At 73.9% G+C, this 12,760-nt stretch carries 14 protein-coding genes; 12 read left to right on the top strand and 2 right to left on the bottom strand.

What is annotated here, in order from left to right:
* Positions 1-7 precede the first annotated feature (7 nt).
* The 4 genes from IE290_RS29705 (at position 8) to IE290_RS29690 (ending at position 4,695) form a co-directional block, all read left to right on the top strand.
* Complete coding sequence (locus IE290_RS29705; RefSeq protein WP_191248004.1) at positions 8-1,081, top strand: ATP-dependent DNA ligase; 1,074 nt, start codon at positions 8-10, stop codon at positions 1,079-1,081.
* Complete coding sequence (locus IE290_RS29700; RefSeq protein ID WP_191248003.1) at positions 1,081-1,734, top strand: hypothetical protein; 654 nt, start codon at positions 1,081-1,083, stop codon at positions 1,732-1,734. Before IE290_RS29705 ends, IE290_RS29700 begins: the two co-directional genes overlap by 1 nt.
* Before the next feature lie 88 nt (positions 1,735-1,822).
* Complete coding sequence (locus tag IE290_RS29695) at positions 1,823-3,340, top strand: alpha/beta fold hydrolase (RefSeq protein ID WP_191248002.1); 1,518 nt, start codon at positions 1,823-1,825, stop codon at positions 3,338-3,340.
* 68 nt (positions 3,341-3,408) lie between these two features.
* On the top strand, positions 3,409-4,695 hold the full coding sequence (locus tag IE290_RS29690) for a glycosyltransferase 87 family protein (protein ID WP_229874790.1): 1,287 nt from the start codon (positions 3,409-3,411) through the stop codon (positions 4,693-4,695).
* On the opposite strand, the gene IE290_RS29685 is transcribed toward IE290_RS29690, so the two are convergent.
* Together IE290_RS29685 and ligD are read right to left on the bottom strand one after the other, a co-directional pair.
* Positions 4,632-5,645 (bottom strand): LLM class flavin-dependent oxidoreductase, encoded by a 1,014-nt coding sequence (locus IE290_RS29685; protein WP_191248001.1) that lies wholly within the window; start codon positions 5,643-5,645, stop codon positions 4,632-4,634. The two genes, IE290_RS29690 and IE290_RS29685, sit on opposite strands and share 64 nt — an antisense overlap.
* A gap of 101 nt (positions 5,646-5,746) precedes the next feature.
* On the bottom strand, positions 5,747-6,766 hold the full coding sequence (ligD, locus tag IE290_RS29680; RefSeq protein WP_191248000.1) for a non-homologous end-joining DNA ligase: 1,020 nt from the start codon (positions 6,764-6,766) through the stop codon (positions 5,747-5,749).
* Positions 6,767-6,820: 54 nt separating this feature from the next.
* Here ligD and IE290_RS29675 point away from each other — a divergent pair, with 54 nt between their 5' ends.
* From IE290_RS29675 to IE290_RS29640, 8 genes are read left to right on the top strand one after another with little or no spacing between them, the layout of a single operon-like run.
* On the top strand, positions 6,821-7,549 hold the full coding sequence (locus tag IE290_RS29675; RefSeq protein WP_229874789.1) for a TVP38/TMEM64 family protein: 729 nt from the start codon (positions 6,821-6,823) through the stop codon (positions 7,547-7,549).
* A gap of 19 nt (positions 7,550-7,568) precedes the next feature.
* On the top strand, positions 7,569-9,110 hold the full coding sequence (locus IE290_RS29670; RefSeq protein ID WP_268246419.1) for a serine/threonine-protein kinase: 1,542 nt from the start codon (positions 7,569-7,571) through the stop codon (positions 9,108-9,110).
* A 15-nt stretch (positions 9,111-9,125) separates the two neighbouring features.
* Positions 9,126-9,416 (top strand): hypothetical protein, encoded by a 291-nt coding sequence (locus tag IE290_RS29665; protein WP_191247998.1) that lies wholly within the window; start codon positions 9,126-9,128, stop codon positions 9,414-9,416.
* A 22-nt stretch (positions 9,417-9,438) separates the two neighbouring features.
* Entirely contained in the window at positions 9,439-9,861 is a 423-nt protein-coding gene (gene msrB / locus IE290_RS29660; RefSeq protein ID WP_191247997.1) for a peptide-methionine (R)-S-oxide reductase MsrB, read from the top strand.
* Positions 9,862-9,916: 55 nt separating this feature from the next.
* The gene (locus IE290_RS29655) at positions 9,917-10,603 is read left to right on the top strand and encodes a TIGR04222 domain-containing membrane protein (RefSeq protein WP_191247996.1); all 687 of its coding nucleotides are present in this window, start codon (positions 9,917-9,919) and stop codon (positions 10,601-10,603) included.
* Between the two features lie 4 nt (positions 10,604-10,607).
* Positions 10,608-11,522: a TIGR04222 domain-containing membrane protein gene (locus IE290_RS29650; protein ID WP_229874787.1), complete on the top strand. Its 915-nt coding sequence runs from the start codon at positions 10,608-10,610 to the stop codon at positions 11,520-11,522.
* A complete protein-coding gene (locus tag IE290_RS29645) occupies positions 11,518-12,432 on the top strand; it encodes an MbnB/TglH/ChrH family RiPP precursor modification enzyme (protein ID WP_229874826.1) in 915 nt (304 codons plus the stop codon). The genes IE290_RS29650 and IE290_RS29645 overlap by 5 nt, the downstream gene beginning before the upstream one ends.
* Entirely contained in the window at positions 12,429-12,758 is a 330-nt protein-coding gene (locus IE290_RS29640) for an SCO6045 C-terminal-like domain-containing protein (protein ID WP_191247995.1), read from the top strand. Before IE290_RS29645 ends, IE290_RS29640 begins: the two co-directional genes overlap by 4 nt.
* The last annotated feature ends 2 nt before the right edge of the window (positions 12,759-12,760 follow it).

Here is a 12,760-nt window from a genome sequence, read left to right as displayed (position 1 = left end):
TGGGTCCATGCTGCCGCTCACCCCGCCGATCCAGCCGATGCTGGCGAAGCCGGCGAAGTCGATCCCGGACTCCGACGAGCTGCTGTTCGAACCCAAGTGGGACGGCTTCCGCTGCCTCGTCTTCCGCGACGGCGACGAGCTGACGCTGCAGTCCCGCGCCGGGAAGCCGCTGAACCGGTACTTCCCGGAGGTGCTGGCGCAGCTGCCGCCGCTGCTGCCGGACCGCGTGGTGCTGGACGGGGAGCTGGTCGTCGGCCGCGAGGGGCACCTGGACTTCGACGCGCTGACCGAGCGGATCCACCCGGCCGACTCGCGCGTCCGGCTGCTCGCCGAACAGACCCCGGCCACCTTCGTCGCGTTCGACCTGCTCGCCCTGGGCGCCGACGCGTTCCTGGACGAGCCGACCAGCGCGCGGCGGGAGCGCCTGGCCGAACTCGCCGGGCAGGAGCTGAACATCACCCCGGCGACCACGGACCCGGCGACCGCGCGGCACTGGTTCGAGCTGTTCGAGGGCGCCGGGCTGGACGGGGTCATCGGCAAACCGCTGGACGCCGGGTACGAGCCCGGCAAGCGGATCATGATCAAGTACAAGCACTCGCGCACCGCCGACTGTGTGGTGGCCGGGCTGCGCTGGCACAAGGACTCCACCCCCGGCGAGGCCGTCGGATCGCTGCTGCTGGGGCTCTACGACGACAACGGCGTGCTGCACCACCCGGGTGTGGTGGGGTCGTTCCCGGTCAAGCGGCGCAAGGAGCTGGCGGCCGAGTTCGCCGACCTGATCACCGACGGCGCCGGGCACCCCTGGCTGGACGGCACCGTCGAGGGACAGCGCCTGCCCGGCGGCATCACGCGGTGGCGGTCGACCGAGCAGCCATGGGTGCCGCTGCGGCCGGAGCGGGTCGTCGAGGTCGCCTACGAGCACACCGAGGGCGGGCACCCGTCGCGGTTCCGGCACACCGCGCAGTTCATCCGCTGGCGCCCGGACCGCGAACCGGACTCGTGCACCTACGCCCAGCTCGAGGAGGTCGCCCGCTACGACCTGGACGCGGTCTTCCACGGCGAAGTGAAGCGGACCCGCTGATGGCCGCCGGCTGGGCGGAACGACGCGCGCTCGCGGGCTCGGGACGCCTGGCCCTGCTGGCGACGGCGCACCTGTGCCGCCGCCACCGCCGCTCACCGGAGCCGCTGGTGCGGCTGATGTGCCAGGCCCGGGACGACGAGGTGGCGCACCGGGCGCGGACCACACTGGAGAGCTCGTGGGACCGCAGCCCGCTGTGGCGGGAGAAGATCTGGCACGCCCTCCGCACAGTCCTGGCCGCCGAGGCGGACCGGCTGGCCCGCGACGGCCGGCAGCTGCCGTGGGTGGCCATCGTGGCGCTGGTGGACGTCCGGCCCGAGCTCGTCACCCGTTACGACCAGCGCGACCTGGCCCGGAAACTGCTCGGCACGGTGCCGGTGCCCGAGGCGCCGTACGTGGCGGCCGCTGTTCGCCGTGTCCTGCGGAAACTGCCCCCGGGCCCGGCCGTCGAGGTGGTCCGTGAGCAGGCCGCGCGAGGGGACCTGGAAGCCGCCGCGGCGGTCGCCGACGCCCGGTACCCGCCTCCCGAGCCCGCCCCGCCACCCCAGCGGAAACCTCACCGGAAGGCCAGGGCCCGCCACGACGCCCCCGGCGGCACCGGGACCGCGGGCTCCGGCGGCTTCAGCACGGGCGGGTTCAACGTCCACGGCGTGTAAGCGCACCGCACCGACCCCGCTCACCACGGGTGAACGGGCCTCGTGCGAACCTCGGGGGTGAAGACGCACCAAGGGAAAGAGGAACGTCGTGCCGCGCCGTGGTTTCGTGCTCGCTGTGCTGCTGCCGGCCCTCCTCGCCGGCTGCACGGCGGGACCGTCGAAACGGCCGCCGGTCGTGGAGAACGACGAGCCGGTGTCCTCCGCGCCGGCCAGCTCCGCCACGGACGTGCCGCTGCCGCCGCTGACCGAACCACGCTCGCCGGCACTGGACTGGGCCGACTGCGACGCGCAGACCCGCGGCCGCCTCGGCGCTGAAGCGCCCGCCTACCTGCGGTTCAGCTGCGGCACGGTGATGTCCACACTGGACGACCCCGCCCTGCCGGGCCGCGTCCAGACCCGCGTGTCCGTGCTCAAGGCGGGCAACGGCGCGATCCCGCTGGTCGTGGTCAACGACATCGACGGGGAATCCGGCACCCTCTACGCGGCCCGGCTCGCGTCGGCGCTGCCGCCCGCGCTGCTGCAGCGGTTCTCGCTGATCGGCGTGGACCGGCGCGGCACCGGCGAATCCGACCCGCTGTCGTGCGTGCCCGAGGACACCCGCGGCCAGCTGCTCAACCAGGACCCAGCCGAGGACGACCTCGAACCGCTGCTGGACGCCGCCCGCAAGGCCGGGCAGCAGTGCGCGATCGACCTCGGCGGCGCGCAGCAGGCCTTCGACAGCTGGCGCACCGCGGGCGACCTCGAGGAGATCCGCGGCGAGCTGGGCGTGCCGAAGCTGCACGCGCTCGCCCACGGCGAGGGGTCGCAGGTGCTGATCTCCTACGCGGCCCGGTTCCCGGAGCGGGTCGGGCGGTTCGTGATGGACGGCATCCCGGACCCCTCCAGCGACACGGCCACCGTGCTCGGCGACCTGGCCGCCGCGCAGCAGACCACCCTCGACGCCTACGGCCGGGCGGTCGGCCAGGACGCGGCCGCCACGGTGACCGCGGTGATGGACCGGCTGCGGGCGGCGCCGCAGGTCCTGGCCGGCGGGTCGGTGTTCGGCGCGGGCACCGCGCTGCGGGCGGTGGTCACCGGGCTCGCCGACCGCGCCCGCTGGCCCGAGCTGGCCCAGGCGCTGGAAGCCGGGCGCGCGGGCGACGTCCGCGGGCTCGCCGCGTTCGTCTCGCCGATGCTCAACGGCGCGGACGTCTCGCCGTCCCGCCTGGACGGCACGCTCGCCACCGGGTGCAACGACACGGTCGCGCGGATGCCCGCCGACCAGATCTCCGGGCTGACCACGCAACTGCGCGGCCGCTACCCGGTCTTCGGCGGGCTGGTGACGCAGCGGCTCGTGTGGTGCCTGCCGTGGCCGGCGCGGACCGAGTCGCTGCCGACGCTGGGCACCTCCGGGCTGCCGCCGATCCTGGTCACCAGCACGCTGACCGACCCGGTCACCCCGGAGACCGGCACGGTGCGCGCGGCGCAGCAGATCCCGAGCGCGGTGCGGGTCGCGTGGCAGGGCACCGGGCACGGGGCGCTCGGCTCGCCGTGCGCGGCCGAGGCGGTGCGCGCGTTCCTCGTCGACGGCAAGGTCCCGGCCGACGGCACGCTCTGCCCCGCGTAGGGGGCCCGGCGCGGCACCCGTTTAGGCTTGTCCTCCATCCGCCGGACCACTGAGTACTGGGAGTAACTGTGCCGTCTTCCGCGGTCGAGACGCCGGCTGTGGCGCCGGCGCCCCGGGACAGCGCGCGACGACCGATTCCCTGGATCGCCGTCTGGCCCGTCCTCCTGCTGGGCGCGGTCGCCGGTTTCTTCTACGTCAGACAGGTCCTGGCCCAGCTGCCCACGTTGCTGCACCTGCTCGACCTGGGCGTCTACCGGATCGCGGGCGAGCGCGTGCTGGGCGGCGTGTCCGTCTACGACACGCCGCTGCTGGGCAACATCCGCGGGCAGTGGGAGTTCGTCTACACGCCGTTCGCGGCGCTGCTGTTCGTGCCGCTGGCCCACCTGAAGGGTGAACTCTTCACATGGGTGGGCGCGCTCGGTGACTACGCGATGCTGGCCGTCGGGGTGTGGGCGGCGCTGTCGCTGCTGCGGTTCCGGCGCGATCTGCGGCTGGTGCTGGTCAGCCTGCCGGTCGCGGCGCTGCTGATGTGGTGCGAGCCGGTGCGCGAGACGATGGCGTTCGGGCAGATCAACATCCTGCTCATGACGCTGGTGCTGCTCGACCTGGCGCTGCCGGACTCGTCGAAGGTCAAGGGCGTGCTGATCGGCGTCGCGGCCGGGATCAAGCTGACGCCCGCGTTCTTCGTGCTGTACCTGCTGGTGACGCGGCGCTACCGGGCGGCGATCGTCGCGGGAGTCGCCTTCGTGGTGACCGTGGCGGTCGGGTTCGCGTTCCTGTGGCACGACTCGGTGACGTTCTGGTCCGGCGCGTTCATGGACCCGACGCGGGTCGGCGTGCCGGAGAACCCGGCGAACGAGTCGCTGCGCGGGTTCTTCGCGCGGGCCACTGGGGTGACCGGCGGGATGCAGATCGTGTGGCTGCTCGTCGCGGCCGCGACCGCGGTGGTGTGCCTGCTGCTGGCGCGCCGCCTGGCCGCGCGCGGCGAGGAACTGGTGGCGGCGACGCTGTGCGGCCTGGCGACGACGGCCGTGTCGCCCTACAGCTGGGTGCACCACTGGGTGTGGCTGGCGATGCTGCTGATCTGCCTGGTCAACGTCGCGTTGCGCGGGTCGGTGCTGGGGTGGATCGGGCTGGCCGGGGCCGCGCTGATCACCTCCGGCGGGGTGCTGCCGCTGATCGGCTTCGAGGCCGACACCGTGCTGGGCTTCCAGCCGGCCGGGCTGGCGTGGCTGTTCCAGAACGCCTACCTGTGGCTGACGTTCGCGGTGTTCGTGGCGGTCGCGCTGTACTACCGGACCCCGAAGGACCCGGCGGCGCTGCCCGCGGACACCGACTCGGCCAGCAGCCGGTAGGAGTCCAGCATCTCGGCGCGGTCGTAGGTGCTGGTGGTCACCAGGACCTCGTCGGCGCCGGTGCGCTCCACCAGGCCGGCCAGTGCCGCGGCCGCCTCGTCCGGGGTGCCGGCGATCTGCCCCTCACGGGCCTGGTCGAAGTACCGGCGTTCGCGGTCGGTCATCGGGGTCGCCAGGATCTCCGCCGCCGGGCGCAGCGGCGGGAACACGCCGTGCGTGCGCGACCAGGCCGAGGACCACGCCTCCGGCACCAGCAACCGCTCGGCGGCCACGCGCGTCCCGGCCACCGCGACCGTCGCCGAGACGATCACGTACGGCATCGGGCAGCGCGACGACGGGACGAAGCCGTCGCGGTAGCGGGTGATCGCCTCGATCATGCGGGCCTCGCCGCGCACCGCGCCGATCACCAGCGGCAGCCCCAGTTCGGCGGCCAGGTCCGCGCCCGCCCCGGTGGCCAGCAGGAACGCCGGGATCGGCTGCCCCTCGGCCGGGAAGGCGTGCACCCCGGGGAAGGCGCGCTGGGTGCCGTCGAGGTAGCCGAGCAGCAGCCGGACCTGCTCGCCGAAGCGGTCGGCGTCGTCCTTGTCGTGGCCGAGCGCGCGCCGCACCCCGCCGGTGAACCCGACCGAGCGGCCCAGTCCCATGTCGATCCGGCCCGGGTGCAGCGCCTCCAGCACGCCGAACTGCTCCGCCACGACGAGCGGCTGGTGGTTGGGCAGCATCACGCCGCCGGTGCCGACCCGGATGCGCTCGGTGGCACCGGCGACGGCGGCGGCCAGGACGGTGGGCGCGGACCCGGCCACCCCCGGCACGCTGTGGTGCTCGGACACCCAGAAGCGGTGGTAGCCCAGCTCCTCGGCCTGCCGCGCGAACGCCACGGTGTCGCGCAGGGCCTGGGCGTGGGTGCCGCCTTGGCGGGTACGGGACCGGTCGAGCACGGACAGCTTCACGCCTTGGTCAACACGCTGGTCCCGCCGCCTGTTCCAGCTGCGGCCAGTGTCGCGGTCACCACCCGGATCGCGCCGATCACCGCCATCCCGGCGCGGACCGATCAGTCCTCCGGCCGCGCCCGGCTCGGCTGCACGCGCTTGGGCTCACCGGGCATCTTCGGGTAGTCCGGCGGGTACGGCATCTCGCCGAGGCCGTGGTCCCGCTCGTCGCGGGCGTACCACTCCAGCGCCGTCTCCAGGCCGAACGCCCGGTCGTCGAGGGTGGCGTGCGGGTCGCCGTGCTCGGCCAGCCAGTCCGGCACCGTGAGCACGTCGAAGTCGTCCGGGTCGACCTCCGGCAGCTGCTCCCACGTCACCGGCGTCGACACCGTCGCCCGGGGCGTGCCGCGCACCGACCACGACGAGGCCACCGTCCGGTCCCGCGCCGCCTGGTTGTAGTCGAGGAACACGCGGCCGCCGCGCTCCTCCTTCCACCACGCGATCGTGGCGAGGTCGGGCACGCGCCGCTCCACCTCGCGGCCCAGCGCGATCACCGCGTGCCGCACGTCGATGAAGTCCCACTCCGGCCGGATCCGGACCAGCACGTGCACTCCGCGCCCGCCGGAGGTCTTCGGGTACCCGGTCAGCCCGGCGTCGGCGAGCACCTCGCGCACCACGAGCGCCACCCGCACCGCGTCGCCGAACCCGGAGCTGTCCGCGGGATCCACGTCGATGCGCAGTTCGTCCGGGTGGTCCACGTCGGACCGCCGCACCGGCCACGGGTGGAAGTCCAGCGTGCCGAGGTTGGCCGCCCACGCGAACACCGCCGCCTCGGTGGGGCAGACCTCGTCCGCGGTCCGCCCGGAGGGGAAGGTGATCCGCGCGGTCTGCACCCAAACGGGTGCTCCCTTGGGAACCCGTTTGGCGTAGAACGGCTCACCGGAAACGCCGTCGGGGAACCGTTTCAGCGTCGTCGGCCGCTCCCCCACCGCCCGCAGCAACGGCTCCGCGACCGCGAGGTAGTACTCCACGACCTGCCGCTTGGTGATCCCGCGCTCCGGGAAGTACACCTTGTCCGGATTGGACACCCGCACCGTTCGGGAGCCCACCTGGTATTCGACCGCCTCACCGCGTCCTGCCACCGGATCACCGTAGCCCCGCCGGGCCGGTTCCGCGCGTGCCTTACCGTGGACGTCGTGTCCCGCCGCCTGAAGTTGATCGTCGCGCTCGTCCTGCTCGCCGGGGCGGTCGTGGCGGCGTTCACACTTCCGGTGCCCAGCCCCGCGGAACTGCGCAACTGGGCCGCCGGCGCGGGCGCGGTGACCGCACTGGTGTTCCTGGCCGCGTACGCGGTGCTCACCGTCGCCCCCATCCCCCGCACCGTCTTCAACCTCGCGGCCGGCCTGCTGCTCGGCGACGTGCTCGGGATCGTGGTGGCCATCACGGCGACCGCGGTGTCCGGCGCGCTCGGGTTCGGCCTGGCCCGTCTGGTCGGGCGCGACCTCGTGGCCCGCCACCTGGAACGGAAAGTCGTGCGTGCGGTCGACGAACGGCTCGCCGACGGCGGGATCCTGGCGGTCGCCTCATTGCGGCTGATCCCGCTGGTTCCCTTCGCACCACTGGGTTATTGCTGCGGCATCCTCTCGGTGCGGTTCCGCCCGTACCTGATCGGGACCGTCCTCGGCAGCCTGCCGGGCACGATCGCGGTGGTGGTGCTGGGCGACGCGCTCACCGGCAGCACACCGCCCGCGCTGCTGGCCTGCTACGGTGCCTTCGCGGTCGCCGGCGCCGTCGGACTGGCGCGAATCGCCCGCGGGACAGCTAACGCCGGGCGTATCAGGCAGCCCGCTACACTCGACCCGGTGCGCGAGGAGATCGTTCGCGCTGAGCCAAGCCAGCACATGCGGAGAGTTTCCGAGGAGTAGTCCCATCGACACCGGTCAGCTGATCGCAGGGCACTATCGCCTCGTTGAGCACATCGGCAGCGGCGCCATGGGCGTCGTGTGGCGCGCGGTCGACGAGCGCCTCGAGCGTTCGGTGGCGGTGAAGCAGATCCTCGCCCAGCCGGGCATGTCCGAGGCCGAGCGCAACAGCATGCGCCAGCGAGCGATGCGCGAGGCGAAGAACGCGGCGCGGTTCCAGCACCCGAACGCCATCGTGGTGTTCGACATCGCCGAGCACGGGGGCGATCCGTGCCTGGTCATGGAGTACCTGCCCTCGCGCAGCCTCTCCGCGGTGATCGCCGAGCAGGGCACGCTGCCGCTGGCCGAGGTCGCGCGCATCGGGCACCAGGTCGCCTCGGCGCTGGTCGTGGCGCACCGCGCCGGGATCGTGCACCGGGACATCAAGCCGGCGAACATCCTGATCGACGAGAACGGCACCGCGAAGATCACCGACTTCGGCATCTCGCGCGCGGCAGGCGACCTCACGCTCACCCAGACCGGCCTGATCGGCGGCACCCCGGCCTACCTCGCGCCCGAGCTGGCGCGCGGCTCGGACCCGGCGCCGGCCTCCGACGTCTTCTCCCTCGGCGCGACGCTCTACCACGCGCTGGAGGGCCAGCCGCCCTACGGCAACAGCTCCAACCAGCTCGCCCTGCTCTACACGGCGGCGAACGGGCAGGTCATCCCGCCGCGCAGCTCCGGCAAGGCGACCGCGCTGCTGATGAGCCTGCTGCGGGTCGAGCCGGAGGAGCGGCCGACCATGCTGGAGGCCCGCGACCGGCTGGCCGCGCTCGCCAACGGCGAGAAGGACACCAAGGGCGGCACGATGGTGTCGCCGCCGCTGTTCAGCTCCGGCCGCCAGCCCGCGGCCGTGCCCGCCGAAGCCCCCGCGCCCGCCGAGCGGCCGCCGTGGCAGCGCACCGGCGCCGCCACCGCCGCGCCGCCCGCCCCGCCGCAGCGCAGCCCGCGCAACCCGACGGCCGCGTTCATCCCGCCGCCGAAGCCGCCCCAGCAGGCCAAGCCATCGCCGCTGAAGCGCAAGGGCGTGCTGATCGGGTCCGCGGTGGCCGTGGTCGCGGTGCTCGTCGTGGTCCTGCTGGTCGCGCTCAACGGCGGCGACACCGCGAACGGCGGCACGTCGCAGGCCAACGTCGGCGGCCCCACACCCACCCCGTCGGCGCCGTCCAGCACCTCCAGCAGCGCCGCCCCGGCGGACCTGGGCAAGACGGCCAACACCGGATCGGTCGACTTCGGCTCGGCGGGCCAGGTGGTCAAGGCCTACCTGGACGGTTCCGGATCGGCCCAGGCGTGGAACCTGCTCACCCCGGCCGCGCAGGAGGTGTTCGGCAGCCAGCAGGCCTTCCAGCAGTACTGGAGCGAGCACAAGATCCAGGGCTACAGCTCGATCCGCGCGGACAACGGCGCCAACGCCGACGGCTCCGCCGACATGTACGTCTCGATCGACGGGGTCGGCCGCATCTCCTGGCGGGTGGTCAGCACCTCCGGGGGACTGCGGATCGACTCCGACACCAAGCTCGGCTGACCTACCCTGGTCGGTATGACCGAAAGCGGCCGCAACCCGCGCTTCGACGACGACCTGGTCGGGCTCGACCCCGACGATCCGGAAGCCCAGGCGTTCGCGAGGCACCTGGACCGGATGCAGCGGTGCGAGCCGGGGTTCACCGTCGAGGGCACCCTGCACAACGTGGCCGAGTTCGCCGAGTCCAGCGCCCGGGTCGGCGGCCTGCGCTGGTGGATCGCCGCGACCATCGTGGTGCTGCTGGTCCTGGGCGTGATCGTCGCCTCGTGGGACATCGTGGTACGGGCCGTGCAGTGGCTCGCCGAGTAGCCTGACGTATATGAAACCTCGCATGGAACCCGTCGTGGGAGCCACCCCGAAGGTGGTCAAGTCGGACCAGGAGTGGCGCGAGCAGCTCTCCCCCGAGGAGTACGCCGTGCTGCGCCAGGCGGGCACCGAGCGGCCGTTCACCGGCGAGTACACCGACACCAAGACCACCGGCGTCTACGAGTGCCGCGCCTGCGGTGCGGAGCTGTTCCGCAGCGACACCAAGTTCGAAAGCCACTGCGGCTGGCCGTCGTTCTTCGACCCGTCCTCCTCCGACGCCGTGCTGCTGCGCGAGGACCGGTCGCTGGGCATGGTGCGCACCGAGGTGCTGTGCGCGACCTGCCACAGCCACCTGGGCCACCTCTTCGAGGGCGAGGGCTACCCGACCCCCACCGACCAGCGGTACTGCATCAACTCGATCTCCCTGCGGCTGGTCCCCGCCGAGTGACGAAATCCCGCACCGCGCCACCGCGGCGGACGCCCGCCGGTTACGCTGCGGGCGCATGGGGGCGTACTGGGGACTGTCCGCCCGGGAACTGGTGGTGCTCTACGCGGCGCTGATCCTGGTGCCGCCGGTGGTGCGGCTGCTCGGCCCGGTGCTGCTGCGCTGCCGCCGCATCCGGATCGGCGCCGACCGGGTCACCCCGGCGGAGCTGGCCGCCCTGGCCGGCGGGGCGGAGCGCGCGGTCGACTTCGTGCTCGCGGACCTGGTCGCGCGCCAGTGGATCCGGGTGGACGGCACCGGGCGGCTGACCACCACGAGCCAGCGGGCTCCGGACGATCCGCTGGCCGTCGCCGTCGTGCTGGCGGTCTCGTTCTGGCGCGGCCTGGCGACCGCGCGCACCCTGCGCGTCTACCTGGCGAAAGGCACCCCGTTCGAGCAGCTCGTCGGCGGCCTCGCGGCCCGCGGCCTGGCGGTGGCGCCCGGTGACGCCGCCGGCATCCGGATCGCCTGCCGGGTCCTGCTGGTCGGGGTCGTGGCCAGCACGTTCGCCGGCGGTTACGCGGTGGCGGCCATCCCGGTGATGCTGGGCGGCGTGCTCGTCCTCGGGCTGGCCGAACTCGTGCCGCCGCCGCGGCGGACGATCGCGGGGTCCCGGCTGCTGCGCCGGGTTTCCCGGCCGCCGGGGAACCGGGGGCACGTGCCGCTCGTCGAATCGCCGACGCGCCCGTGGGGGACTTGGAGGTGATGGGGTGGCCGGACCAGTGCTCCTTTCACTCGGTGACGGGCCCGCATTCTGGGGTCTGCCCGCTTCGACGTTCCTGCCGGTCTTCGCCGTGCTGGTGGTGCTCCCCGTCCTGGTGCGCACGCTCGGCTCGCGGCTGCTGAAGCGGCGCGACGGCGGCCCGCACCGGCCGCCGGGGCCGGTCGAGCTGGGCTTTCTGGCCGGCGGTCCGGCGCGGGCGACCGACGCCGCGCTGGCCGGTCTGCTCGAGCAGGGGCGGGTCCGGGTGAGCAGCTCCGGGCGGCTGTCCACGACCGGTGGCCGTGCCCCGGCCGACGACCTGACCGGGGCGGTCTGGACCAGCGTGCAGTTCGGTCGCGGCACCTGGACCGTGCACGAGGTGCGCACCGAGATGCTCGGCCGCGCCGAGTTCGAGCAGCTGCGCGACCGCCTCACCGGGGAGGGGCTCCTGGTCGAACGGGGCCCGATGCGCGTCGTCCGGCGGCTGGCCATGGTCCTGTTGGTCGCGGTCGTGGTCATCGCGTTCGTGACGTTCCCGCACGGCACGTTCGTGCTCGCCGTGCTGCCGGCCGGGCTCCTCTGGACGCTCACCGACCGCCCGGCGCGCGGGCCGGCCCGGACGACGACGGGTGACGCGGCGCTGCGGGCCGCGAGCGTGACCCCGGGCGGGGCCGCGCGGGACGTGGCGCTGGGCGGTCTGAGCCGGTACCCGGACGCGGGCATCGCGCAGGCCCTGCTGTCGCCGCCACCGCCGCAGAAGCCGCGACGCCGCTGGGGGTCCGGTTCGTCCTCGGGAGGCGCGTACGGCTACGGCTGCGGGTCCTCCGGCAGCTCGTGCGGGAGCAGCTCCTGCGGTGGCAGCTCGTGTGGCGGCGGCAGCTCGTGCGGCGGCGGTGGTTGCGGCGGTGGCGGCGGTGATTGAGCGGCTGGGCGTGGGGATCGGGTGGCGGCCCGAGATCGACCTGTCGATCGCCCGGTTGCCGGGTGTGGAGTGGGTCGAGGTGATCGCGGAAAACCTGCACCCGGGGCACCTGCCCGGGTCGCTGGTGGAGCTGCGCGAACGCGGCTTGCCCGTGCTGCCGCACGCGGTGTCGCTGTCGCTGGGTGGCGCGGAGCCGCTGGACACGCGGCGGGTGGAGCACCTGGCGGCGGTCGCCGACGAGCTGGACGCGCCGCTGGCCAGTGACCACGTGTGCTTCGTGCGCGCGGGCGGGCTGGACGCGGGGCACCTGGTGCCGCTGCCCCGCACGCGGGAGGCGCTCGACGTGCTGGTGGAGAACGTGCGGCTGGCGCAGTCGATCGTGGGCAGGCCGTTCGCGCTGGAGAACATCGCCGCGCTGCTGGAGTGGCCGGACGCGGAGATGAGCGAGGCCGCGTTCCTGGCCGAGCTGACGTCGCGGACCGGGTGCCTGCTGATCGTCGACGTGGCGAACCTGTACGCGAACGCGCGGAACCTGGGCGCCGATGCGGTGGAGTTCCTGGACGAGGTGCCGCTGGAGCGGGTGGCGTACGTGCACGTGGCGGGCGGCATCGAGGTCGACGGCCTCTACCACGACACGCACACGCACCCGGTGCTGCCCGAGGTGCTGGACCTGCTGGGCGAACTGCGCCGGCGGACGGAGCCCCCGGGAGCCCTCCTGGAGCGCGACGGTGCGTATCCCCCGGACGCCGAGCTGGCCGCGGAACTGGCCGCGATCCGGGAGCGGCTGGGCGGCGCGGAGCCGCTGCACCACGCCAAACGCCCCCAGGAGCGACTGGGCGCCGCCGAGCCACCCGCGATCCGCGGGCCAGTGCCGCAGGCCGAGCCAGGCGCGACCCGGGAGCGGCTGTGAGCCGCGAAGAGCTCGCCGCCCGCCAAGCCGAGCTGCTGCGCGCGCTGCTGGCCGGCGGGGCTCCCCCGGCGGGCTTCGACCCCGGCCGGTTGGCCGCCGAGGTGCTCGCCCTGCGGGCCAAGCGCCGCTCCATCGTCGCCGACCTCAGGCCCGACCTCTTCCGGATGCTCGGCGACCGATTCCACCCCCTGTTCGACGCCTACGCCGAGGCCGCACCCCGCTCCGACGGCACCGGCTACCGCCAGGACTCCGCGAACTTCGCCGCGTGGCTCGCCGACCGCGGTGAACTGCCCCGGCGGCGCTGGTGGTCCCGCTCCACGCGCTGAGC

It is taken from the genome of Amycolatopsis deserti, from assembly GCF_014653945.1.
Classification (GTDB): Bacteria; Actinomycetota; Actinomycetes; order Mycobacteriales; family Pseudonocardiaceae; genus Amycolatopsis_E; species Amycolatopsis_E deserti.
This window is presented reverse-complemented; position numbering and strand designations above follow the sequence as displayed.